Origin of the sequence: Algoriphagus ratkowskyi (assembly GCF_002150505.1) — a bacterium.
Lineage (GTDB): Bacteria > Bacteroidota > Bacteroidia > Cytophagales > Cyclobacteriaceae > Algoriphagus > Algoriphagus ratkowskyi.
Genome location: NZ_MSSV01000017.1, coordinates 57549 through 82560 on the forward strand (window position 1 = coordinate 57549; position 25012 = coordinate 82560).

The 25012-nt window shown below is 39.3% G+C and carries 17 protein-coding genes; 10 read left to right on the forward strand and 7 right to left on the reverse strand.

Annotated elements, in window-relative coordinates:
* Nucleotides 1-51: 51 nt before the first annotated feature.
* The 4 genes from BVH02_RS16560 to BVH02_RS16575 form a co-directional block, all read right to left on the reverse strand.
* Nucleotides 52-1896: a PLP-dependent aminotransferase family protein gene (locus tag BVH02_RS16560; RefSeq protein WP_086502584.1), complete on the reverse strand. Its 1845-nt coding sequence runs from the start codon at nucleotides 1894-1896 to the stop codon at nucleotides 52-54.
* Between the two features lie 160 nt (nucleotides 1897-2056).
* Entirely contained in the window at nucleotides 2057-2476 is a 420-nt protein-coding gene (locus tag BVH02_RS16565) for a hypothetical protein (RefSeq protein ID WP_086502585.1), read from the reverse strand.
* A gap of 143 nt (nucleotides 2477-2619) precedes the next feature.
* Nucleotides 2620-3132 (reverse strand): DUF4943 family protein, encoded by a 513-nt coding sequence (locus BVH02_RS16570; protein WP_086502586.1) that lies wholly within the window; start codon nucleotides 3130-3132, stop codon nucleotides 2620-2622.
* Nucleotides 3133-3299: 167 nt separating this feature from the next.
* A complete protein-coding gene (locus tag BVH02_RS16575; protein ID WP_086502587.1) occupies nucleotides 3300-4730 on the reverse strand; it encodes an alanine/glycine:cation symporter family protein in 1431 nt (476 codons plus the stop codon).
* Nucleotides 4731-4973: 243 nt separating this feature from the next.
* Between BVH02_RS16575 and BVH02_RS16580 the strand changes: the two genes are divergently transcribed.
* The gene (locus BVH02_RS16580; protein WP_086502588.1) at nucleotides 4974-6245 is read left to right on the forward strand and encodes a hypothetical protein; all 1272 of its coding nucleotides are present in this window, start codon (nucleotides 4974-4976) and stop codon (nucleotides 6243-6245) included.
* 244 nt (nucleotides 6246-6489) lie between these two features.
* Here BVH02_RS16580 and BVH02_RS16585 read toward each other — a convergent pair whose 3' ends face one another.
* Nucleotides 6490-7881 carry a flavin-containing monooxygenase gene (locus BVH02_RS16585; protein ID WP_086502589.1) on the reverse strand — a complete coding sequence of 464 codons (1392 nt, stop codon included), beginning with the start codon at nucleotides 7879-7881 and terminating at the stop codon, nucleotides 6490-6492.
* A gap of 854 nt (nucleotides 7882-8735) precedes the next feature.
* Nucleotides 8736-9092: a VOC family protein gene (locus tag BVH02_RS16590; RefSeq protein ID WP_086502590.1), complete on the reverse strand. Its 357-nt coding sequence runs from the start codon at nucleotides 9090-9092 to the stop codon at nucleotides 8736-8738.
* A 255-nt stretch (nucleotides 9093-9347) separates the two neighbouring features.
* Here BVH02_RS16590 and BVH02_RS16595 point away from each other — a divergent pair, with 255 nt between their 5' ends.
* Nucleotides 9348-10691 (forward strand): Gfo/Idh/MocA family protein, encoded by a 1344-nt coding sequence (locus BVH02_RS16595; RefSeq protein ID WP_086502591.1) that lies wholly within the window; start codon nucleotides 9348-9350, stop codon nucleotides 10689-10691.
* 100 nt (nucleotides 10692-10791) lie between these two features.
* On the opposite strand, the gene BVH02_RS16600 is transcribed toward BVH02_RS16595, so the two are convergent.
* Nucleotides 10792-11661 (reverse strand): AraC family transcriptional regulator, encoded by an 870-nt coding sequence (locus BVH02_RS16600; protein ID WP_086502592.1) that lies wholly within the window; start codon nucleotides 11659-11661, stop codon nucleotides 10792-10794.
* A gap of 223 nt (nucleotides 11662-11884) precedes the next feature.
* On the opposite strand from BVH02_RS16600, the gene BVH02_RS16605 reads away from it, so the two are divergent.
* The 8 genes from BVH02_RS16605 to BVH02_RS16640 all read left to right on the forward strand — a co-directional run bounded on the left by BVH02_RS16605 (nucleotide 11885) and on the right by BVH02_RS16640 (nucleotide 24983).
* Nucleotides 11885-13492 carry a fucose isomerase gene (locus tag BVH02_RS16605; protein ID WP_086502593.1) on the forward strand — a complete coding sequence of 536 codons (1608 nt, stop codon included), beginning with the start codon at nucleotides 11885-11887 and terminating at the stop codon, nucleotides 13490-13492.
* Between the two features lie 28 nt (nucleotides 13493-13520).
* Nucleotides 13521-16523: a SusC/RagA family TonB-linked outer membrane protein gene (locus tag BVH02_RS16610; protein WP_086502594.1), complete on the forward strand. Its 3003-nt coding sequence runs from the start codon at nucleotides 13521-13523 to the stop codon at nucleotides 16521-16523.
* Between the two features lie 33 nt (nucleotides 16524-16556).
* Nucleotides 16557-18185 carry a RagB/SusD family nutrient uptake outer membrane protein gene (locus tag BVH02_RS16615; RefSeq protein WP_086502620.1) on the forward strand — a complete coding sequence of 543 codons (1629 nt, stop codon included), beginning with the start codon at nucleotides 16557-16559 and terminating at the stop codon, nucleotides 18183-18185.
* A 12-nt stretch (nucleotides 18186-18197) separates the two neighbouring features.
* Nucleotides 18198-19340: a sialidase family protein gene (locus tag BVH02_RS16620; RefSeq protein ID WP_205635748.1), complete on the forward strand. Its 1143-nt coding sequence runs from the start codon at nucleotides 18198-18200 to the stop codon at nucleotides 19338-19340.
* A 25-nt stretch (nucleotides 19341-19365) separates the two neighbouring features.
* Nucleotides 19366-20532, forward strand: a complete 1167-nt coding sequence (locus tag BVH02_RS16625; RefSeq protein ID WP_086502595.1) for an exo-alpha-sialidase — start codon at nucleotides 19366-19368, stop codon at nucleotides 20530-20532.
* A 47-nt stretch (nucleotides 20533-20579) separates the two neighbouring features.
* Entirely contained in the window at nucleotides 20580-22544 is a 1965-nt protein-coding gene (locus BVH02_RS16630; protein WP_086502596.1) for an FG-GAP-like repeat-containing protein, read from the forward strand.
* Nucleotides 22545-22705: 161 nt separating this feature from the next.
* Nucleotides 22706-24037: a DUF3748 domain-containing protein gene (locus tag BVH02_RS16635; RefSeq protein ID WP_086502597.1), complete on the forward strand. Its 1332-nt coding sequence runs from the start codon at nucleotides 22706-22708 to the stop codon at nucleotides 24035-24037.
* A gap of 4 nt (nucleotides 24038-24041) precedes the next feature.
* Nucleotides 24042-24983, forward strand: coding sequence for a dihydrodipicolinate synthase family protein (locus BVH02_RS16640; protein WP_086502598.1), 942 nt, complete (start codon nucleotides 24042-24044; stop codon nucleotides 24981-24983).
* The last annotated feature ends 29 nt before the right edge of the window (nucleotides 24984-25012 follow it).

Here is a 25012-nt window from a genome sequence, read left to right on the forward strand (position 1 = left end):
TGATTTGATCTCTTAAAGTAAAAAAGGAGGCATTGAATACCTCCTTACTGATCAAATCTCGTTGACAAATTTTCGAAAGACTTCTTTGTGACGCTCAAGATCCATGTTTGGTGAAAGTGACACACGGGCAATGTAGTCTTTGTCACCTTCTTTGGTTGTGCCTTGTGTAGATGTCGCAGGAATCGTCCAATAACAGCCTTTTAACTGTCCATAACTCACGCAGTACTTACTTTCATCGGGGATCTCAGAAATCATCATATCGATTAACTTTAGATTTAACGCTCTTTTATAAGCCTCTTTTTCTTGAGCATTATTGCCTTTGGTAGGCAGATCTAGGGAAAAAACAGATGGTGTAAATCCTTGTGCTGCTAATTCTTCTGAAACGAAATTAATCTTTGCCGCTGGTAAGGTTTCCTGAATGAAGTTGACAAAATCGCGTGTATTGAAATAAGCGTCTTTGATCCGTTGATTCATGGACGGCAATTGCTTGGCTAATATTTCATACTGAAGCTCAGTAGCTTCATTGTCGCAAAGGTTGAGATGCAACGCTATTTTTTCCATCAAACCTGCCGCTTTATCATTTGCTACGCAGTAGCCGGCAGTACATTTCCCACCACTTGGAAATTTGGACCCACTGGCATAAGAAATGGCATTTACGGTCGAGAGTATTTCACCTTCGCCCAAGAAAAGATAGTTGGGACAAAAGGTTTGATCCAAAATAAAGACTGAGGGGATGGCAGTTTCTCCAGTTGGAGTTTTACGCTCTTTGCTCAATACAGCCTTTAATTGCTGAAGATCTGGAACCTCAACTCTCGGGTTTGTTGGGATCTCGGCGATGATGTATGGAATCGCATCTTCTTCCGCAACTTGATTTAAGATGGTATCAATGCTTTGTACCATTTCATTCTCTCCATCAACAAGCAAGTCCACCACTTCAACTAGGTCATTGCAAGCTGCTACACGTCTTGCTTGGTCATTCGTGCCACCATAGCAATTTGGTGGAACGATAAATTTGATTGCTTTGCCTTTATGATTTTCCAGCGCATCATGGACGAGGCCCATCATGATTGCATACTGCATCGACAGTCCACTTGAAGCAACGAGGGGCGTTGTCTTGGTGCCTGTAATATCCTTAATCGAAGCTAATACGCTTGATTTGTCTGCTTCAAAAGTACTATTCTGCGGAGCTGACGAATCCTGGCCAACAAGAGATTTCAAAGCCTGAAGACAATTGGCTGGCGTCATCGCAATGGTTTCTCTTCTGCGGACATGCTGAATCTCTGAGATAAAGGATGAATTTTTCTCTTCATTTACTACCAAAATGCTTCCAAGCTGCCCGTGAAGATTGATGTAAAAATCAATTTCGCTACTGAGATTAGTGTCTTCAAATTGCTCTACCTGAGAGATGTAGATAGTACTTCCTTCAAAAGCAGGAATCTCTATTCCTTGCTCGACCTCTTGCAAATCAAACTTGTAACCGTAAATATTTTTAACTACTTCGGCGTCAAAATATTCAGGTAATTCGCCGGTATAGATGATTTGGGTGTTTCTAGTCTCTACTAAATTCGTCCGTAAAACAGCTAAAATTGGAGTTGTTTTCGAGGAGAAACTGATGACATTTTCTGAAGGTTGGTTGATGGACTTTGCAATAGCCCATTCCAGAATACAAGATAAAGGATGACCTAATCGGATGTAGTCGTATGCAGTGGGAAGTGCGCTCAGCGCTGGTGTGGATGCATTATTTTGAGTGAATAAAATTTCAAATTGATCCAAGAATTGAGTTTTAGCCAATTTCTCATCATAAATATCTAGCCGATGAGTGGTAAGACTCAGCCAGTCAGTTGGCATATTTCCAATTACCTCTTTAATATAATTTGTTACTGAATTACTTTCCATATTTGGGTGCTTTTGATTCGATACTTAGTCTTTCAATGAGTTATAACCAGTGTTGGTTCCTTGTCAGATCACTTGATTAAGGGCTAGGCAAGATCGTAGTTCTTAACTTCCTGAAAAATAATCAGATATAAAATTTTTAATAGGGTTTATTAAGCTTTGCTTAATTGTAAAATTCGTTCCTTTTTGACATGGTTCGCAAAAACACATAAGAGAAAAAGAGGAAGAAAATCCAATCATTTGCGCCGTAGATGGTATAGAAGATTCCGGCCATGGCGTCTTGGGCATAGACTTCCGAAAGGTCATTATTCAGCAACCATTTGGCCCACACGATTCCGTAGATTAGTTTTTCTATTGCGAATACGGCTACTAACCATCTCACTTTTTCAAAATCTTTAGCTATAGCAATGTAAGCAAGTCCCCAAACAAGGATCATTAAAAGTCCAAAGTTGGACATAACTACCGGATCAAATTCGGAGATTGATGAGTTGGTAAAAAATCTTGAAAAGGTTAAAACACCGCCGATATTCATTAGTCCAGCAGCAATGAAACCGTAAGTGAGTGTTTTGTTTTTAATCTTCATAACTATTCTCCAGTAAATTTCATCAAAACTAGGTAGAATACCTGGGCTTTGGTTATTCTCCCTTTATCCAAATAGGGTGTGTGGTTTTTCACAATAAAACTAAACCTGGCATATCCTTGAGAAGGTGAAAAGTAGGGGAGCCCTTAATGCCAGCGAAATGGGGTAGTCGTCACAGGATCAATCTCTTTGAACTCATCAAAGTCTTTATTCTTGTTAGTTTCCCACCAGTCAAAGTAGGACTGAGCAACTATTCCGCGAACAGCATCACTCTGTTGAATTCCAACAAGGTCTTCCTTTTTCTCCACTACGGGATTTTGTGATGGGAAGGTATGAAACAGGTATTTAGAGTTTATCGCACGTGCTCGAATAGATTCTATAGTCCACAGGACAAACATTCCTAAAGTGCATTCAACTGTCAAAGAGGATGAAAGAGTATTGACAGGAAAGTCTTTAATTAGCTGACTTTCATTTCTATAAGCTAGAAGCGCTGGAATGTCCCCAGAAGAAAACTCCGGCAACTGGTCAGCATCGTATTTCCCCTTTTTTAATAATTCCACGTACCTTTCCACAGTGATTGTTGAGGGATCAGAATCATCCTCACATCCCAAAAAAGTGAGTAGAAACAGGCAGGTGATGAGGGTTTTTAGGGTTTTCATTTTTGAATGATTTGATGGCCAGTATTTTTGGCGTTTGACTTTATCACTTTCAAATTAACGATTTCGTCGAAAAAAAAAGCCGACAATCAAATGCCGGCTTATAAATATTCTCTGGTGATCCTGATTGCATCCTCCGCGTTCCTCTGCGAACACTGCGGTCAAATTCACTAATCTCTTTTAACCCAGAAGTCAGCATTTTCAATACCAACATCTTTAGCAATAAAGACTGGATCTTTGCCTTCTTTCTTCTGACGCTGGTAATCCTTAAGCGCTTTGAAAGCTGGCTTGCGAAGAAGGATGATTGCTATAATATTCAGCCAAGCCATCAAGCCTACACCGATATCACCCATTGTCCAGGCCATCTCGGCTGTTTTGATTGTTCCGTAGAAAGTAGCTCCAAGAATGGCAAGTCTAAGAACCCAGATTCCCCATTTATTATGAGTTTTTCTGATCAAATAACTCAGGTTGGTTTCTGCGATATAGTAATATGCCATGATCGTAGTAAAGGCGAAAAACAACAATGAAATCGCTACGAAACCTGCTCCCAGAGAAGGGAACTGAGACGCCACGGCAAACTGGGTGTATTCTGGCCCGTAAGCAATACCAGGTAAATTTTCGACTATAAATCCACCGTCTGGATTAACTACATTAAACTGGCCTGTAAATAGAATCATCAAGGCAGTAGCGGTACATACGAATAGCGTATCTACATATACTGAAAAAGCCTGTACCAAGCCTTGTTTCACCGGATGACTTACTTCGGCTGCTGAAGCTGCATGAGGTGCCGTTCCTTGACCTGCTTCATTGGAGTAGATACCTCTTTTCACTCCCCAAGCGATAGCCATACCAAACACACCACTAAAGGCAGCTTCCATATTGAATGCTGACTTGAATATCAAAGCGAATACCGCTGGAACTTCAGTGATGTTGATAGAAATAATAACCATGGCCATCAAAATGTAAGCACCAGCCATTACCGGAATTACAATTTCAGCGACTTTACTGATTCTTTTTACTCCACCTAGAATAATCACAGCCAATAGTGCTGTAATAAAGATCCCCGTGTATTCTACAGGTAAATTAAATGCATTATCCATGCTCAAAGCTATACTGTTACTTTGTACGCCAGGCATGAAAATAGCTGTCGCAAGTATGGTTGCAAATGCGAATAGGATCGCATACCATTTCTTGCCAATTCCTTTTTCAATATAATATGCTGGCCCACCTCTGTACTCACCATCGTTGACTTCTTTGTAGATTTGACCGAGGGTAGACTCTACAAAAGCTGATGCTGCTCCGAGGAATGCGATTACCCACATCCAAAATATAGCTCCGGGTCCCCCCATCGCTATCGCTGTCGCTACACCTGCAATATTTCCTGTTCCCACTCTTCCAGATATTGCAATTGCAAAGGCCTGAAAGGATGATACACCTCTTTTGGAGGATTCTCCCTTGAATAGGAGGGTAAGCATTTCTTTCAGATAGGTGACTTGTAGAAATTTAGTGGCAATGGAAAAATAAACTCCAGCTGCCAAGCAAAGAAAAATCAGTGCATTACTCCAAACAACCGCATTTATTGTATCTATTATTTCTTTCATATGTGATTTTAAAACTAATAATTTCTGAAAATTACGATGATTTGGGTTTATTTATAAGTTCGAAGAAAGTAAAAAATCTGCGAAGTAAGCAGAACATTCGTTTTAAACGGAAGTATTTTTTGATTAATAGCCTTTGATAATTATGCAATATTCAGAAAAGTTTTCTTTCTATTCAGATTGTCAAAATGAGAGTTTCACGAGATAACGTTAGTTTTGAGTTTCCTAAAGGAAATATTTCTACCGATGAATCACCAAAATAATTCTCATAGAAGAACGTCTAAACTCAAGTTTGAGCAAATCTACGTGATTTGGGGACTCTGGCTTTTTTTGTTCGCTGCTTTGCTGGGTACAAGCATGCGGTTATTTTGGGTGATTGACTTGCCATTTTTTGAATATACTAATGTCCTTCATGCACATTCTCATCTTGCAATGCTCGGATGGGGCTTCACAGTGATTTGTGCACTATTTATTTTTTTCCTAAAAGGCCTTGTTCAAAAACCGAAATCCTATCGTCTATTGCTTCTGATAAATGTTTTAGTTTGCCTAGTGATGACGGTTGCTTTTGTGGTTGACGGCTACACAGTTTTGAGCATTTCTTTGCTTACGGCACATTTGCTTATTGCTTATCGTCTTGGTTATTTATTGCTACAGGATCTGAAAAGACTAACTTATAAGACTGCATCTCTGCTCGGAAGATGGGCGATTTATTGGATGTTTATTTCTACACTAGGCGTATGGTTTTTGCCAGTAGTGATAGCGAAGTTTGGGAAATTTGATCCTCTTTATTTTGCCAGTATCGAGCTTTTTCTCCACTTACAATTCAACGGATGGTTCGTATTCGCGATTTTGGCTTTTTTAGTTTTAACCTTGGAGCAAAAGAGATTCATCCTGAAAATCACCAAATTCGAGTTTTGGATGCTGCAAATCTCTCTAGTTCTTACCTACGGGCTGCCTGCCTTTTGGTCATATCCGATCCCAGTACTTAGTCATCTCAATGCCCTAGGAGTGGTAGTTCAGCTTTTAGTCTTGGGGAAACTGCTTTATCCTTTGCTGAAAAGTTGGAAAGTATTTCAACGCGATGAAGTAACCATAGGGGATGGCCTAATTGTAATAGGTGTAGTTTCTCTTCTAATAAAAACGATCATTCAATTTACACTAATTCTTCCTTCCTTTCTAGGAGCTTCTTCAGAAGTCCGTCAGTTCTTTATAGGGTTCATTCACCTGATTATGCTTGGTGTTTTTACCATGACCTGTTTAGGAGTTTGCGTGCGAAATGGAATTATTCCTCAAGTAAAACTCTCGAAACTGGGATTACAGATTCTAATCTTGGGTTTTATTTCTACTGAACTGATTTTATTTACTCAAGGACTTTTGCTGTGGAATGTGGTGGGAGCAATTCCATATTACCATGAAGTAATCTTGATCTTCACCATTTTTCTCCCTGTGGGAATAGCGCTGGTTATTGCATCTATTTACAGTACTTCAAGTAAGAAAGCTGCAAATATTTTAAGCTAAATCACTTTTTACTCTAAAGGCATTAGAATAAAACACCCATAGAGAAATATGTTCTATCAGTCCAATTATATGCATTTAGGAATACTTCTTCATGTAAACAGAATAAGGACCGATAAAAACAATCTATTATAATTAGTTAATTTATGGTTTTAACATAAAAGGCAATTGCTGGAAAAAAACTGCTTCTAACTAATTGGAGTAATTGTTGTTTTATATATACTTCAAATTATATATAGAAGGGAGATTAAATAGCTGATACTTTTACTTTATCTGCTAGGGATTCTTCACTTTCTTCTTGATATAAGTAGCGCTCTTTAGTGTCGTTCAATTCGTCCATCCATTCTGTGTGATGAATCTCTGCTTGCGTTCCTGTCACCACACTTTTAAAAGATTTATCTCTGTATGTTAAAATGTTTTCCTCTTTGTCTTTAAGCCATTCCTTAAACATCTCTGCAACTTTTTCTACATTAAAGTTCGGGTAGTTTGAAAGAGAAAGTAATTCCTTAATATAGGCAGTTTGAAAATCTACATGTGCTTCATTTGAAGTATGGGCTTCATTTTCAGCCAGCCATTTATTGATATCCAATCTACGCTCTTCTTTTGAGGGTAATTCATACTTCCCCATAATACAATCTCTTGATACCCAGGCTTGCGCATCAAACATATTGAAAGTATAATACTGATCTTGCATACCTAAGTATATTAGCCTTGGCAATTCGTTGAAGAAAATCCCTTTATACAAATGATCTGGATATAAATTGTTTTTTGTTTTTAAACGCATTTCATCAGGTAGAAACGGGAACTTGTGTTGATAACCTGTACAAAGGACTACAGCATCATACTTCTCGCTAGTTCCGTCTTTGAAAAATGCGGTGTCGTTTTCAAAATGAGTAAGCAAGGGAACTTCCTTGATGCCTTCTGGCCACGCGACTCCAATAGGACTGCTCCTGTAACTGAGGGTGACAGATTTGGCTCCGTGTTTATAGCATTGAACCCCGATGTCCTCTGCTGAGTAGCTACTTCCCACGATTAGCAGGTTAAGATCTTTGAACTGATCTGCTCCACGGAAGTCATGTGCATGCATCACTTGTCCAGGGAAATGTTCTATTCCTTTGAAATATGGCATATTTGGAGTGGAAAAATGCCCTGAAGCTACTACCAAGTAATCAAATTCCTCTGAGTAGGTTTTGTCAATTTTCAAATTGTCCAGAACTACTGTAAATTTTTGAGTCTCTTCATCAAAACTTACCCACCTGACGGTCGTATCAAAACGGATGTAGTCTCTGACATTATTTTTCTTGATTCGGCCTTGGATGTAATCGAATAAAACTGGTCGTGGAGGATAGGATGAAATGGGCTTTTTGAAATGTTCATCAAAAGAATAATCGGAAAATTCCAAGCATTCTTTTGGGCCATTTGACCAAAGATACTTATACATACTCCCGTGAATAGGTTCGCCATATTGGCCTACTCCCGTTCTCCAAGAGTAATTCCACATTTCACCCCAATTACTTTGCTTCTCAAAGCAAACTACTTCTGGCCCATCATGCCCTTCGTTTTTTGCAGCTTCAAATGCTCTCAATTGCGCAAGTCCACTAGGCCCAGCTCCAATAATTCCAACGCGTTTTTTATTCATGGTATAACAATAAATTTTCTCACCTGTATAATAGTTTATACAGACAATTTATAATGATTAAATATTTGAAAATAGCTGAGTGATGCAGCTCTGAGGAGTTTTATTATCAACGAGATTGTTGATAGATATTGAAACCTAAATTCAATCTATTTTTATTGATTGAACTCTTGTAATTCCTGAAAAAGACAAGGTATATTATTTATATTTAAAAACCTAAATATCGTGTTAATTAATATAGTTTTATTACTTTTGTGTTTTTTTTATGAATCTGAATTAAATGTGATTATTAATTTCTATTACATTTGGTAATGCAAAATATTTAAGCAGCAATCTAAAGTGGAAAAATTTGTTTTATACTTCATGTTCACTTATAAAAAGTAGTTAGTCTCTATTGGTTTAAAAGTGTGTCTTATTATTTATTGTTGTTAAAAATAATAATAAATAGTTTAATGTGAAAAATAGCTTTTTAAACATTGTTATATGTATATGCGCAAGAATTCCTAGTAGTTGAAATGTAATGTACCACTAAAATCCAGTTAGGAAATTGATCGTTTCAGCAAAACCCAATCGATTTAGATTTGAGGAAAATTACCAATTCCTGTTAATAAGTGTTCATGTGTCAATCTCAATTGTTCGTCTGAAAGTCACTTTCATAAATAATGCCTGTAGGTCAGGCTACAAGGACAATTACTTTATTCAGCCGCTGATATTTCATTTAGCGGATGTTTATTGTACGTATATTTTTCTGTTGCTTGATAAGCCGAAAACTAGGGGAGTGTAGGTGATCAATTTTCTGGTGAAAAGTAGGGTAGTTAGCAATGCAGGAGAAGAATTAAGCATGCTACTTTTCTCTACTAAATGAATTCAATCAATTCAAATCTGTTTCCCCAAGGGTCTCTGAAGAAGCAGCGGTCTCGACCTACAATCTTTGATGAGTATTGGATATCAATGTTTTCTTTTTGTAGGAATTCTTTGGCGGCCTCTAAGTCTTTTACCACCAAAGCGGGATGTCTGCCAGAAGCGTTTTGATGTCCATCTTCTTCGAGAATATGCAGTTCAATGTCTCCAAGTTGGATCCAAATAGCACCTCTAGGGTGCATTCCAAGGATTTCTGAGAAAGCTAATTTTTCTGTGTAAAACCGTCTGGCATCAGCTCGGGTATTTAGAGGGATGGTGATCAGTACATGGTCAATACGCTCTATATTAATCATTTTGGATTTGTTTACATTTTTGTATTCATATGAGTGCTAAAAATAGAAGTTCACAGAGTGAAAATTGGTCATTAAGTAAATTTTTATAATTAATGATATGTTTCATCCATTATTTTATTCATTTTCATGAACTGTTTCTACTGAATACCAAAGAAGCTATCAAGGTTCACTTTCTGATTTGAGCGTATGTTGCAGATTGAATTCAGAGCGAATTAAATATTAGATCAAAAAACACAAACCTAAAAACCTTATACTATGCTTAAAGAATCATCAAGAAGAACTTTTATCAAAAAGACGGCTATTGCCAGTTCGGCTGCTTTGGTGCTGCCCACATTTATTCCGGCTTCAGCTTTTGGAGCAAATGACAGGATCAACGCCGCTGTCTTGGGAATAAACGGGAGAGGCAAAAGTCATATTGAGAGCTTTATGGCTCAGAAGGATGTGCAGGTAACAACTCTATGTGATCCAGATATGAATTTGCTGACAGCGGGGCAAAAAACGTTTAAGGAGAAATATGGGAAAGAAGTAGCGCTTGAGCAGGATCTGAGAAAAGTATTTGATAATAAAGATATAGATGTTGTAAGTCTTGCTACGCCAAATCACTGGCACGCTTTGGCCACAATCTGGGCTTGCCAGGCAGGCAAAGATGTCTATGTGGAAAAGCCAGGTTCGCACAATATCTCTGAAGGGCGAAGAATGATAGAAGCTGCAGAAAAATACGATCGTATCGTGCAGCATGGAGTTCAGCTTCGAAGTTCACCAGCGGTGCAACAGGCAATACAATTGATGAGAGACGGGTATATTGGTCGAGTTTATATGTCTCGAGGGTTGGTGTTTAGAATGCGTGGAGATATCGGTGTCAAAGGACCTTCAGCTGTTCCCGCCGGACTGGATTACGATCTTTGGACGGGACCAGCTCCTAAAGCGCCATTTACTCATGATCTGGTACATTATAATTGGCATTGGCATTTTGACTATGGCAATGGTGATGTGGGGAACCAAGGAATCCATGAGACAGATCTATGCATGTGGGGTTTGGACGTAGGTTTTCCTACCAAAATTACTTCGATGGGAGGGAAATATCTTTGGAAAGACAGTAAGGAGACTCCTGAGGTATTAACGTCTATTTACAATTATCCTGATGAAGGAAAAATCATCCAGTTTGAAGTTCGGCCATGGTATACTAATGCTGAGGATGGAGCTACGGTGGGTAATATTTTCTATGGTGATAAAGGCTATCTAGTAGTAGATGGCTATGATAAGTTTAAGACGTATTTGGGCAATGACCGAACGCCTGGGATATCTGGAGACGATGGTGGGGCTGCTGCTTCAGGAATGGACAGAGGAGCGGGAGGTACTGACGGTCACTTTGCCAACTTTATAGAGGCCGTTCGTAAGCATGATAAGTCTATTCTTAACGGCCCGGTAGAAACTGCGCACCTTTCTTCAGGCTTAGCTCACTTGGGCAACATTGCTTACCGGCTAGGTCGAGTGTTAGACTTTGATCCGAAAACGGAAAAATTTGTCAATGACCCTGAAGCAGATGCCATGCTGAGTCGTGAGTATAGACCGGGATTTGAAGTTCCTGCCAAAATCTAAAGAGTTTAATTTTTGCCCCCAGATGAAGCATTTGGGGGCTTTTTAATAGAATATTGGATTTTAAATAACAAATACAAAAAGTAAGTAGCCGTAAGAATCATCAAATCAAATATTGCTTCTTGTAATTAAATGGTGTCATTCCTGTGACTTTGTTGAAATGCCTGTAGAAATTGGAAACGTTATTGAACCCACACTCATAGCAGATAACTTCTATAGGTAATTTATCTTCGACCAGGGCACGACACACATTTGAAATCCTAATTTCGATCAGAAACTCAAAGAAAGTTTTATTAGTCATCTTTTTAAAATACCTGCAAAAACTGGAGACACTGAGATTTGCAATACCTGCAATTTTCTCTAAGCTGATGTCCTCTCGGTAGTGGGCAAGGACATAGGTATAGATTTTTTCCATTCGCTGCATCTCTGAAATATTTGCTAGGTGACTGTTTGCATAACCAGGTGAAATGGTCTTATACTCTGAACTCGTGCCTAGAATTTGGAGAATTCTCAATAAGTTTATTATCCGCTCTAACTGTCCAGCCTTAACTGTTTCATGCAAGATCGCTGTAAGTTTTTCTTTAGTCTCTCCATAGATAATCATTCCTTTTTTGGCTCTCTCATATAAGGAAGTGATGGCAATTGTTTCAGGAAGGTCCATAAAGTCTTTGCCAAAACAAGTGGGTGAAAAATGCAGGACAAAAGCTTCTACTGTCACTTCTTCATTTCCCTGAAAATACTGCTCAGAACATCTCCACGTATGGGGCAAGTTCTCACCTAGTAAAATAAGATCACCGTCCGAAAAACTACTTACTGTATCTCCTATATATTGAGTGCCCTGTCCTTTCACTATGTAATGGAGCTCGAGCTCCGGATGAAAATGCCAAAGTGTACCAAAATTTGGTTTTTTATCATGCCTGATACTAAATGAATTCTCATGTGTTATTGGGACCTTATGGAAATGTGGTTTCATTGGTTTTTTGGCAATTATAATAAAGGTTTGATTCAGTATAGTTTGCTAAGTCGTCTCAATATTATATGATTTAAAATCCGTTTTTTGATGCAATCGTTCTCATTATCCATTTTTAGGATAAACAATGATAAGATAGTATAACTTAATGGCAAAATGTAATAATGAGTCGCTTTTAATTAAGCCCATATTTGTTGAGTTCATTTAACTAAATCAGCTTAAACAGATGCACGAGCCAAAAAAAATACTAGTAGTTTCCAGTGGAGATTTGCGATTAGATGCCAATCAGGTAGGCTGGAAGTTCCAAGAAAAAATGGAGCAACAGCTTGAAACTACACTCAAGGAATTTGGCTTCGAGATTCTCCGTGGACATACCTTTGATTCAGTAAAACAGCATGGATTTATAGATTCCCAGAAGATGGGAATGGAAGTCTTCAGGACGCTTGATCCAAATGCTCCAATCATAGTTGCAGAGAGTGTTTGGCAGTACACACACCATGTACTTCCTGGATTGATGTCTCACAAAGGACCAATTTTAACTTTAGCTAATTGGGAAGGGATGTCTTCTGGTCTTGTAGGTATGCTGAATCTGAATGGCTCTCTTACCAAAGCAGAAGTAGCATACAGCACACTTTGGAGCAAGGATTTTCAGGATGAATTTTTTAAAGAAAAATTGTCAGAATGGCTGAATACTGGTACGATTACACAGGATGATTCACATGTGAGCAGTTTTGAATCATTGCAGATTTCCGAATCTCAAAGAAAGCGAGCTGAGAAGTTTGCTTATGATTTTCATCATCGAAAAGCCATAATGGGTGTGTTTGATGAGGGATGCATGGGAATGTTCAATGCGATCGTTCCTGATAAACTATTGAACAAGCTAGGGATTTTTAAGGAGCGCTTAAGTCAATCGGCACTTTATGCGGAGATGCTCAATATAGCTGATTCAGAAGCTCAGCAAATATTGGACTGGTTGATAGCTAAAGGGATGACATTCAACTGGGGCTCCAATCCAGTAACAGAACTTACAAAAGAGCAAACCCTTGATCAGTGTAAAATGTATATCGCTGCGGTCAGAATTTCAGATCAATTTGGCTGTGATACGATTGGAATTCAATACCAGCAGGGTCTTAAGGATTTGGCGGCTGCCAGTGATTTGGCAGAAGGCCTATTGAATAACATGGATAGGCCTCCTGTTTTTGATACTGAAGGGAAAGAACTTTATCCCAAAACACTTATACCCCATTTCAATGAAGTGGACGAATGTGCAGGAATTGATGCGCTGATCACCACGCAACTGTGGCAAGAGTTAGGCCAAGCTCCAGAAACTACCCTTCATGATATTCGATGGGGAGAGGAATACCTTATCAGTGGCGAGCCTGAATTTGTGTGGGTGTTTTTGATATCAGGAGCAGCACCTCCAGCACATTTTGTCGGCGGATATGCTGGAGCTAGTAGTGAAAGGCAGCCTCCTATGTATTTCAAGAAAGGCGGAGGAAGTCTAAAAGGGCTGAGTAAGCCAGGCAATATAGTTTGGAGCAGAATCTATGTGGAAAGTGATGCTCTTTGCTGTGATATAGGTATAGGTGAGGTGGTTTCTTTGCCCGAAGAAGAAACTCAAAGAAGGTGGGAAAATACAACTCCAGCTTGGCCTATTATGCATGCGGTGCTGCCGGGAATTTCTAAGAATCAGATGATGGCTAGACATAAGGCCAATCATATTCAAGTAATCTATGCTAACTCCAAAGAAATGGCAGTAGAAGCAGCAAAGATAAAAGCCACAGTTTTTAATTCTTTAGGGATTAAAACCTTCGTTTGCGGAGCTCTTAAGTAAAATAATTAACCCTATAACCCAAAACATAATGAACCTAAAACTACCTTATTTCAAGAGGTGTTCAATTTTGCTGCTACTGCTCTTTGTAGTGATGGCCATAACGAATTCTTCTTATGCTCAACAGCGTGTTGTGACAGGCACGGTGACCACCAGCACTGACCAAATGGGTCTGCCGGGAGTAAACATTTTGTTAAAGGGAACCTCTACTGGAGCGGTTACCGATATAGATGGGAAATACTCGATTAGTATTTCTGAATCAGGAGGTATTCTGGTGTTTTCTATGATAGGATTTGAGTCTATAGAGGAAGTAGTTGGGAACAGGTCTGAAATTAATTTAGTGATGCAAGAGGATATTGCCGGCTTGGATGAAGTAGTCGTAGTAGGTTATGGCACTCAAGTCAAAAGGAATATTACTGGTTCGATAGCCTCTGCTGATTTGTCTCGAAACAGTGATGATATATCAGTAACAGAAGCAATGGTTGGCGTTCCAGGAGTTCAATTTACTGATACAGGTAGGCCGGGTCAAGTGGGGAATATTCTAATAAGAGGCCAAAACTCTCTTAGTGGTTCCAATAGCCCACTTATAGTATTAGATGGTATAATTTTCAGCGGGAATCTAAACGATATTAGCCCAAGGGATATTAAATCCATGGAGATTTTAAAAGATGCTAGCTCGACTGCAATATATGGGTCAAGAGCCGCCAACGGAGTAATATTGATTACATCCAAAGGAGGAACTACTGAGACTCCTTCTATTAGTATAAATACCTACACTGGAATTTCTGAGTGGGCTTCAGAACTGAAGTTGCTTAGTCCGGATCGCTATATACAAAGAAGACTAGATTGGAGAGCACAATCGGGTTTAGAATCGGATCCAAATAATATTTCGAAGTATATTTCTACAACTGAAGCTGAAAACTTACAGAATGGTAAATCTATTGATCCATGGAAAGAGATTTCCCAGCAAGGTAGGACTAGCGCTATAGATCTGAATATTTCTGGTAGAACAAAAGCTACAAACTATTTTATTTCGACTTCCTTGAGTGATGATAAAGGATTGATTTATAATGATAATCAAAAGAGAAGCACATTTCGAGCTAACATCACCAGCACTATAAAACCTTGGCTTCAGATTGGTACTAATACCATGTTTTCACATAGAGATCTTTCTGGTGTAAGTGCAAACCTTCGGGATGCCTACAGAATAAGTCCGTATGGGACTATGTATTATGAAGATGGTTCTCCCACTCAATACCCAGTTCCGGATGAGCAGGCGGCCGGAAACCCAATGAGAACTTCTTTGCTTTCGGATAATGAGGAAATAAGAGAGAACCTATTTAGTAATTTCTTTGCACAAGTCGATGCCCCATTCCTAGATGGACTTTCTTATCGTGTTAATTTTTCTCCTAGTTTCCAATGGAACCATGAGTATAATTTTATGCATCAGGATAAGAATGTTTCATTTAACAGTACCTCAGCGACTAAGTTAAATGAAAGACAATACAACTGGGTATTAGAAAATATTGTAACCTACAATAAGAGTATTGGAGAGGAACATAATTTTGATGTCACCTTACTTTTTGGTAGAAATCATGTAGAAGCAGAGTCCACTATTGCTTCAGGTGAGCAGTTTAATGTAGATGTTCTAGGGTACAATAATCTGGGCCTTGGAGAGATACAGCGTATAAATTCTTCGGCATACGCAGTAGATATGGTTTCATATATGGCGAGAATGAATTACCAATTTAAAAATCGCTATTTATTAACGCTGACCGCCCGAAAAGATGGAAGTTCTGTGTTCTCTGTAAACAATAAATACGCAACATTCCCTTCCGGTTCTTTGGCGTGGATCATGACTGATGAGGCTTTCATGCAGAATCTTGGCTTCTTAGATATGTTAAAGCTCAGAGCCTCCTATGGAGCTGTGGGAAATCAAGCAATTGAACCCTATCAATCTTTAACATTATCTTCTACTAGAAGATATGTATACGGTGATGGGGGAAGCAGCAGTTTGGGAGTTGTTACTGCTACTCTAGGAAATGATGACCTTACGTGGGAAACTACAAAAACGGCAAATTTTGCGATGGATTTCGAGTTATTTCAAAGAAGAATAGCCGGGACAATAGAATTTTATTCTAGTGATACAGAAAATTTATTAGTGAGAAGGAATATTCCGGTGATGAATGGATACACAAGCATTCTCACCAATGTGGGAGAAGTAAATAACAAAGGTATTGAAGTGTCATTATCTACTGATAATATCCGAAAAGCTCAATTTCAATGGAGTACTGATTTCACATTCTCTCATAATAAAAACGAAATTGTTCATCTATTCAAAACTGATTTGGATAGAGATGGGAAAGAAGATGACAACATCGCAAATGGTTGGTTTATCGGTAAGCCGATTAATTCCTATTATGACTACGCTTTTGATGGGATTTATCAATTAGGTGACGATGATATTCCTGCTGGATCTAAACCTGGTTTTGTAAGAGTACAAGATCTAAATGGCGATGGAATAATCAATACTGATGATCGAACGGTGGTAGGTTCTGGAAATATTCCTAAATATCAATTTGGACTTAGAAATAACTTTAGCTACAACAATTTCTCGCTTTCTATTTTTGTTAATGCAATGCAAGGATGGATTGCTCCCTTTAATTTGATAAATCCGCTAGTGCCGGGAAGGAGTTTAGGGCAACTCGATGCAGGCTGGTGGACACCGGAGAATCAATCTAATAGCAGACCTTCATTGATTTATTCTAATCCTCTGCAAACTAACTGGTATGATAGTAGAGATTTTATCCGACTAAGAGAAGTGACGTTTTCATATGATCTCAGTCAACCGATGCTTGACAAGTTTAAGTTGAAAGGTTTAAAAGTCTATATGACAGGAAAGAATTTGGGAACTATCACAGATTGGATGGGTACAGATCCTGAGAATGGTGGAGCGTACACGAGCGAGCAGGGTAGCGATAATCTTTATCCAATGCCTAAAACATTTTTAGTAGGGTTGAATGTGTCATTCTAATCCGGTCAATCTTAATCCTTAATGACTAAACAAATGAAAATATTTAAAAGAAATAATATTGGAAAAAAGGCTTTTGGAATGTGCTTCCTTGCTATGATGTTTTCCTGCAACGACGACTTCTTGTATGAAGAACCTCTATCATCCTTAAGTGCAGATAATACCTTAGTTTCTGTGGCTGGATTCCAAACGTATATGACTGGATTATCCTGGGCCGCAAGAGAAGAATACGCTCAAGATGATAATACCTTTTTCATCACAAATTTTCCAGGGACAGATGTAGGGGAAGATGCTGGAGCAGAATATTTTACCTATAGGAATTGGATCTCTTATTTAACTTCTGTGACTCCTGAGGTGAATAGGAATTGGAACTGGGCCTATGGTACTATGCTACCACAGGCAAATACCGTAATAGTTCATGCGAACAAGGATGAGAATAAGGGAATTTGGGCGAATACAGAGCAGAAAAACGCAGTGATTGCAGAAGCAAAATTTTATAGAGCCTATGCACATAATTTCTTAGCCAATCTTTATGGTGGAGTGCCTATTGTAGACACTATTCTCAATGTGCCGAAGTATGACTATGAAAGACAAGAGCGTCAAAAGGTATATGAATTTGCCAAAAATGACTTAGAATTTGCTTCAAAATGGCTTCCAACAGCAGGAAAAACTACTCCTGGTAGAATTAGTAAAGGAGCAGCCGATCATTTACTTACAGAGCTATATATAAGCTTGGGTCAATTTGATAAGGCAATTGAAAGTGCTTCAAGGGTAATTGAATCAGGAGATTATAAACTAATGACATCTCGATTTGGAAAAAGTCAAGGACAACCTGGTGATGTGTTTTCTGACTTATTCAAGGATGGGAATTTTAATAGGAATTCTGGGAATTTGGAATCAATATATGTTTGGCAATTTGAAAGTTTCACTGCTGGTGGTGGAGGTACACGTGACGGAAATGCTGCTGTAAGAAATATAGGTCCATTTTATGTTAAAATTTCTGATCCCAATGGAATTCCTAATATTCCCTCTAACGAAATGGGAAGAGGAGTTGGAAGAGTGAGGGGTACAATTTATTCCCTCTATGAAATCTGGAATGATAAAAATGACATCAGAAATTCACAATATAATATGCGTCGTGATTTTTATTTTAATAATCCACAATCTACATTTTTCGGAAAGTTAATACCTAAAAGTAGCTCTGCTGAAGATACACTTCGCAGTTTGTATTCTTATCCAAGGAAAATAGAAGGAGAACCATGGAATGCAAATAATACCTCGGGTCGAACTTCTAAAGATGTCTATGTATATAGATTAGCAGAAACCTATCTTCTTAGAGCCGAAGCTTATTTTAGAAGTGGTAATCTTGACAAAGCTGCAGCGGATTTGAATGCATTAAGAGCTCGTTCGAATGCTAGGTTGATCACATCTTCAGAAGTATCCATCGATTTTATACTTGATGAAAGAGCAAGAGAATTACTTTTTGAAGAGCCAAGAAGACGCACGCTAATCCGTATGGGAAAGCTGGTAGAAAGGGTTAGGAAATATGGTCTTTTGGAGAGCTCTCGCAATACAATTCAAGATTACAATCAATTATGGCCTATTCCACAAGTAGCTATAGACGCAAACTTTGGTAAAGAATTACAGCAAAACTCAGGTTATTAAAACTCATAAATTATGAAATTAAATATGCGCATTTCATTTGTTTGCTTGATCATTATACTCGTTCCTGTGGTAGCGTCAGCACAAAAGCAGGCTTCGAACGATATTACAGGGAAATATTATTTACCACCTACGGCTAAGCCTGGAGAAGGTGCTTTGATATCGTCTGGATTGATCTATGAACTTGACAACAGGCCGACTACGGAAGTACATGCTTCCACACTTATAGAAACTCCTGAAGGATATGTATCAGCCTTTTTTGGGGGAACGCACGAAAATAATCCAGATGTAGGAATCAGAATATCTCGCTTAGAAAATGGAGTATGGTCTTGGCCTGAAGAAATAGTCAATGGGGTGGAAAATGACTCCATTCGATATGCAACTTGGAACCCTGTTCTATTTCAGCCTGAAGGAAAGCCGTTGATGCTCTTCTACAAAGTTGGGCCATCTCCTGATACCTGGTGGGGAATGCTAATGACTTCGGAAGACAATGGAAAAACCTGGTCTGCACCTAAAAAACTCGGTGAGCATCCAGCTATTGGACATATTTTAGGTCCTGTAAAAAACAAACCTGTACAGCTAGCTTCTGGGAGGATTATCAGTCCCACAAGTGTTGAGTATTACATCAATGGTAGAGAGCAAGACTGGATGGTTTATTTTGAAATCAGTGATGATGGAGGGGACACTTGGGAAATAATTGGTCCTGTCCATGATGGGGTGAAATTCGATGCTATCCAGCCAAGTATTTTGGTTTATTCTGATGGGAAAATTCAAGCGATTTCAAGAACGAAGCAAGATGTGCTTTCTCAGATTTGGTCTGATGATGAAGGAAAAACTTGGGGAGAAATGACTGCCTTAGATCTTCCAAACCCTAATTCCGGCACTGACGCAGTTACACTAACGGATGGACGCCAGTTATTGATTTACAACCATTCAACCAAAAAAGGGAATGAGCCAAAAGGAAGAAATATACTCAATCTAGCTATTTCAGAAAATGGAAAAAATTGGAAACCAGTAATGACTTTGGAAAATGTTCCTATTGAAGATGGCTATGCTTATCCAGCAATAATTCAAGGTTCAGACGGGCTAGTTCATATCACCTATACCTACAACAGGAGATCGGTCAAGTATGCGGTAGTTGAACCAAGTAAATTATAAAAGTTTATACTTTAAAATTCTAAGAATGAGATATTACAATCGATTATTAGCGTTAGCTACGTTCTGTATTTCAGGCGTGATTTCACCTGCAATAGCCCAACAAAAAGATAAATTTATAGAACATAAAATAGTCTTCCAAGAGGACGGAGAATATGCTGGATGGCCTGCAAATCACGGGATTTGGGGTTGGGGAGATGAGATTTTGGTGGGTTTTGTACAAGCACCTTACAAACAGACTCAGCCTGGATTACATACCTACGATCCCAAATCTGCTGAAAATCAATATGCAAGAAGTTTGGATGGAGGGGAAACTTGGGAGATTAAAGATGCTTACTCTTTGGGACAGATAGCTTGGGGACATGATAATAATATTGCCCCAAATAAAGCTAAGAAACCAACAGTTCTGAAAGTGCCTATGCCAGATTTTACCTCTAAGGATTTCTTGCTCACCTTTTTAAGACATAATAATCACGATGGTCCAAGCCACTTTTATTATTCTAAAGACAAAGGGAAGCTTTGGGAAGGCCCATATGTATTCCCAAACATGGGAACTCCAGGGCTAGCTAATAGAACGGACTATCATGTGGAAGGAAAGCAAGTGCTTAGTGCGTTTGTGACTACCGCAAAGTCTAATTCAAAAGAAGGTAGGGTTGCATTTGTAAGAACCAAAGACGGAGGGCTTAATTGGGATTTGGTTTCTTGGATTACGGCTGAACATGGAGGGTTTGATATTATGCCCTCTTCAATAAAGTTATCAGAAAATACCTGGCTCACCACCATCAGAACACGCTACGAAAATGGCCAGAATTTGATTTCAAGTTATATTTCTAAAGACAATGGGAATTCCTGGAATAGATTGGTAGATCCTGCTTCAGATACGGGAAGAGGTGGTTCTCCTCCAGCATTAGTCAAATTGAAAGATGGCAGATTAGCACTTGGCTATATTCACAGAAGCGAATTTGGCTCAAGAGTTCATGTCCGCTTTAGTGCGGATAATGGTCAATCTTGGGGAGATGAAATTATTCTGAGAAGTGAAGATGGAGCCAATAGAGATGTAGGATATCCCCGCATGATCCAACGAGAGGACGGGAAGTTGGTAATGATATACTATTGGAATAATGCTAATCATGAAGAAGTAAAGCCCTACAGATATATAGCAGCAACAATTTTTGATCCTGAAGATTGGAAATAAACGATACGCAAAAAATCTAAACCTAATATTTCCAAAGGCAACTTACTATGCATTTGTTTTCCAAGTCAAATTCATTTCTAAAGCATTTCTTTACGCTTATTTTAAGTGTAGCATTACTTTACAATTCTCATGCACAAGAAGTGACTAAGGATTTTGAAATCGTAAAATATAACAATCCAAACACCAGTTCATTTTTGGGGGTAGGCCTTTGGGCTTGGCCGCTACCTATGGATTACGATGGGGATGGGGATATGGATATGTTAGTTTCCTGTCCAGACAAACCATTTAATGGACTTTACTTTTTTGAGAATACCACTGGCGAAGATTTCCCTGATTTTGCGCCTCCCGTTCGAATAGGGGATGCGATCAAGAATGTGCAGATTTCGCATATCGATGAAGGGGTGAAAGTTACTATTCCAGGAGTAGAGCTGGTTGATTTCAAGACTAAGCTGGCCAGTAGTGAACAGGTGCTTTTTGATGCAGAGGAATTGAAGAAAGGCTTTGAGAAGGTTCGTTTCAACCAATGGAAAATGGTAGATTATGACGGTGATGGAGACTTGGATGTCGTTGTAGGAATAGATGATTGGGCAGATTATGGCTGGGATAATGCGTTTAATGATAAAGGCGTTTGGGTCAATGGTCCTCTACATGGTTTTGTGTTCTTACTGGAAAATGTGGATGGGAAATACGTGAATAAAGGCAGGATAGAAGCTGGTGGAAAAATGCTCGATGTATATGGAGCCCCATCTCCGAATTTTGCTGATTTTGATGGCGACGGTGACTTGGATCTGATCTGCGGAGAGTTTTTGGATCGTATGACTTATTTCGAAAATACAGGCACGAGACAGAAGCCTTTTTACAAAGAAGGGGTTTTTCTAAAAAATGATGATGGACTGATTAAAATGGATCTGGAGATGATTATTCCGGTGGCAGTTGACTGGGATAAGGATGGTCATATAGATTTGGTCGTAGGAGATGAAGATGGAAGAGTTGCTTTAATAAGAAACACTGGTACCCTTTCTAATAATATTCCTCAGTTTGAATCAGCAAAGTATTTTCGTCAACAATCCGATAACCTAAAGTTTGGAGCTCTAGCTACTCCAGTAAGCGTAGATTGGGATAATGACGGTGATGAAGATATTATCACGGGCAACTCGGCAGGATACTTTGCTTTTATAGAGAATATTGGAGGAGGAGAAAATCCAGTATGGGAAGAGCCAAAGCTTTTGGAAGCAGGAGGAGAAGTGATTCGAATTCAAGCTGATGATAATGGCTCAATACAAGGACCGGCTGAAGCCAAATGGGGTTACACCACGCTTTCTGTTGCCGATTGGGATGGCGATGGGAATCAGGATATTATTTTTAACTCAATCTGGGGAAAAATCGAGTGGATTAAAAACACAGGCTCAGGATTAGAAGCGCCTCAGCCAATAAAGGTTTTGCGAGGTGATGAAAAAGCCACAAATCCTGCTTGGAATTGGTGGAAATCTGCTGAGGATGAATTGGTGACGCAGTGGAGGACAACTCCTGTGGCGGTGGATTGGGACAAGGACGGCGTGATGGATTTGGTCATGCTGGATTTTGAAGGATATCTGGCCTTTTATAAAGGAATCAATGAAAATGGTGAACAAGCTATACTACCTGGCGAAAGAATTTTTTATGGAGACAAAGCTTCTGTCTATACTAACCGAGACAAAGCAGAAAATGATGAGGCAGGACAGCTTCGTCTGAACAATGCTGAAGCTGGAGGCTCTGGTAGAAGAAAAATCTCATTTGTGGATTGGGATAATGATGGAGACTTAGATCTGCTAGTAAACAGTGTGAATGTTACGCTGTTTGAAAATATCAGTCAAGAATCAGATAAGGTGATATTCAGTTGGAAAGGACCTCTTTCTGAACGCATATTGGCTGGACATACTACTAGCCCAACGGTTGTCGATTGGGACAAAAATGGTGAGTGGGAAGTTTTAGTAGGCGCAGAAGATGGACACTTTTATCACTTCGTTAGGTGATTAAATCAACTTATACGCTAGTTCGACTATTAAAAGCTCAAAGGGTCTGTATTGCAAGATTTGTATGTATAGGTTTTTATAGAGTGCTGATAGTCGGACTTGTTTTCTCTTTTACAAATTGTAAATCTAAACCTTCGAATTCCGAAAGTGATTCTAAAAATATGCTTGAAATAGGTAAAGAAGTACAGATCACAACAGCAGCTGCTGGACATTTTTTAAATCAACGACAGGCATTCTCACCGGATGACAAAAGTTTAGTTTTTGATAACAGAAATGATGATTCAAAAATTGGCGAAAATGGTAGTATTCAGCTTGTTCATATCGCATCTAAACGCGTGGAAACGGTGTATGAAATACCTAATCAATCTGTTTTTGGACCAGGCTCAGGAGCTGTCTCATTTCACCCGTCCAAGAAAGAAATTGTATTTATCAATGGTCTGAATAGCGCATCTGAGAGTATTCCTTATGGATTTACAAGAAGGATTGCAATGAAGGTGGATCTTGAAAAAGACAATCAATTCGAAAGAGTAGAGGCAAGAGACGTGCTGGCTCCCTATACTAAAGGAGCTTTGCGTGGTGGTTCTCATGCCTATTCTTACAGCGCAGATGGCCAGATGTTAAGCTTCACCTATAATGATGCTGTTCTGGCAGAGGAATCATTATCTAATCCTGAAGTTCAGGACTTAAGAACCGTAGGTGCATTTCTGCTGAACGAAAAAGTAGATATTTCAGGTGAAAACAATGAAGAGAATTTTGACGGAAGCGGCTTCGCTGTTTTACTTGCAGAAGTTCATAGTGCGCCCAAATCAGGGTCAGATGAAATCAGCAAAGCTTATGAAGAATGCTGGGTTGGAAATGCTGGATATACCAAGCTTGATGGAACGATTCAAAAGCGGGCCATGGCTTTCGTGGGAGATGTGCTTTCTGTATCTGGGGAGAAAGTAGCAGAGGTCTTTATAGCAGACATTCCCGAGGATATTTCAAATCTTATGAGTTCGGTGAATGCAGGGACTAAGACTGCTTTGCCTTCTTTCCCTGAAGGTGTAATTCAGCGAAGACTGACTTACACAACAGATAATAAAAACCCAGGCGTACAAGGCCCGAGGCAATGGATGCGGAGTTCTCCAGATGGTAGTTCACTATACTTCTACCAAAAAGATGATGCTGGGATCATACAAATTTATTCCGTTTCTGCCTCAGGATCCGAAATCAAAGCTGTCACGTCAAATGACTTTTCTGCAGATACTGCTTTCGGACTGAGCGCGGATGGAAAATATCTAGCCTATGGGGCTGAAGAAGCTATCTATGTAACAGCTGTGATTGATGGCAAAAGAACTTTGGTCTTGCCCGCACCTGCATATTCCAGTACTTCCCTCAGTAATATAAACTGGTCAAATACCGGTCTTACTATCGCATATAACAGAAAGCTTAACCAAGATGGCGAAGCTTTCTACCAAATATTTACTCTTGATCTTTCAAAGCAATTAAACTAATCTTATGTCTTCTTTTTCGAAAAAAAATTCACCTTTAAAAGGTATTGTGCCACCAATGATCACTCCATTAAATCAGGATGGATCACTTGACACTGAAAGTACGGCAAAGCTCATTGAGCACTTAATTTCTGGAGGAGTTCACGGGATTTTTATTCTGGGTACCACCGGTGAGTTCACCGGGTTGAGCTATGACGTCCGCAGAGAATTAATTTTTGAGACGTGTAATCGAGTGGCTGGACGAGTTCCGGTCTTGGTAGGAATTGCGGATGTTTCCCTTGAGGAAAGCATTAAACTGGGAGCCTATGCTGCTGAAGCTGGTGCTTACGCGCTTGTTGTAGCGCCACCATTTTACATGAATATAGATCAGCAGGAGATGTGTGCCTACTATGAGCAATTAGCAGATGCGATTACTATTCCTATGTATCTATATAATATGCCCTCGCATACCAAACTCACGATAGAGCTGGATACGGTTATCAAACTTTCTGCTCATGAGCGAATTATTGGGCTGAAGGATAGCTCTGCGCATGGCGTTTACTTTCAGTCACTCTGCCATGCCTTCCGGGATCATGAAGATTTTATGTTGATGGTAGGGCCAGAAGAAATGATGGCAGAAACGGTGTTGATGGGAAGCCATGGGGGAGTAGCTGGAGGTGCTAATCTTTACCCGCAGCTCTATGTCGCATTGTATGAAGCAGCCGCTAACAGGGATTTTGAGAAAATCAAAAAATACCAGTATTGTGTAATGGAAATCAGTAGAAACATCTATCAGGTAGGAGGTTTCAAATCCAGCTATATGAAAGGGCTAAAGACTGCAATGTCCTTTGCTGGTCTTTGTCAGGCGGTGTTTGCGCCACCTTTGTATCCTTTTTCCTCCGGAGATGTTGAGGAATTGAGATCAAGAGTGGAAAAGATTGACGCGCTATTGAAGGAGAATCAATTATAATAGTTTCAAATATAGCTACACAAAGCGAC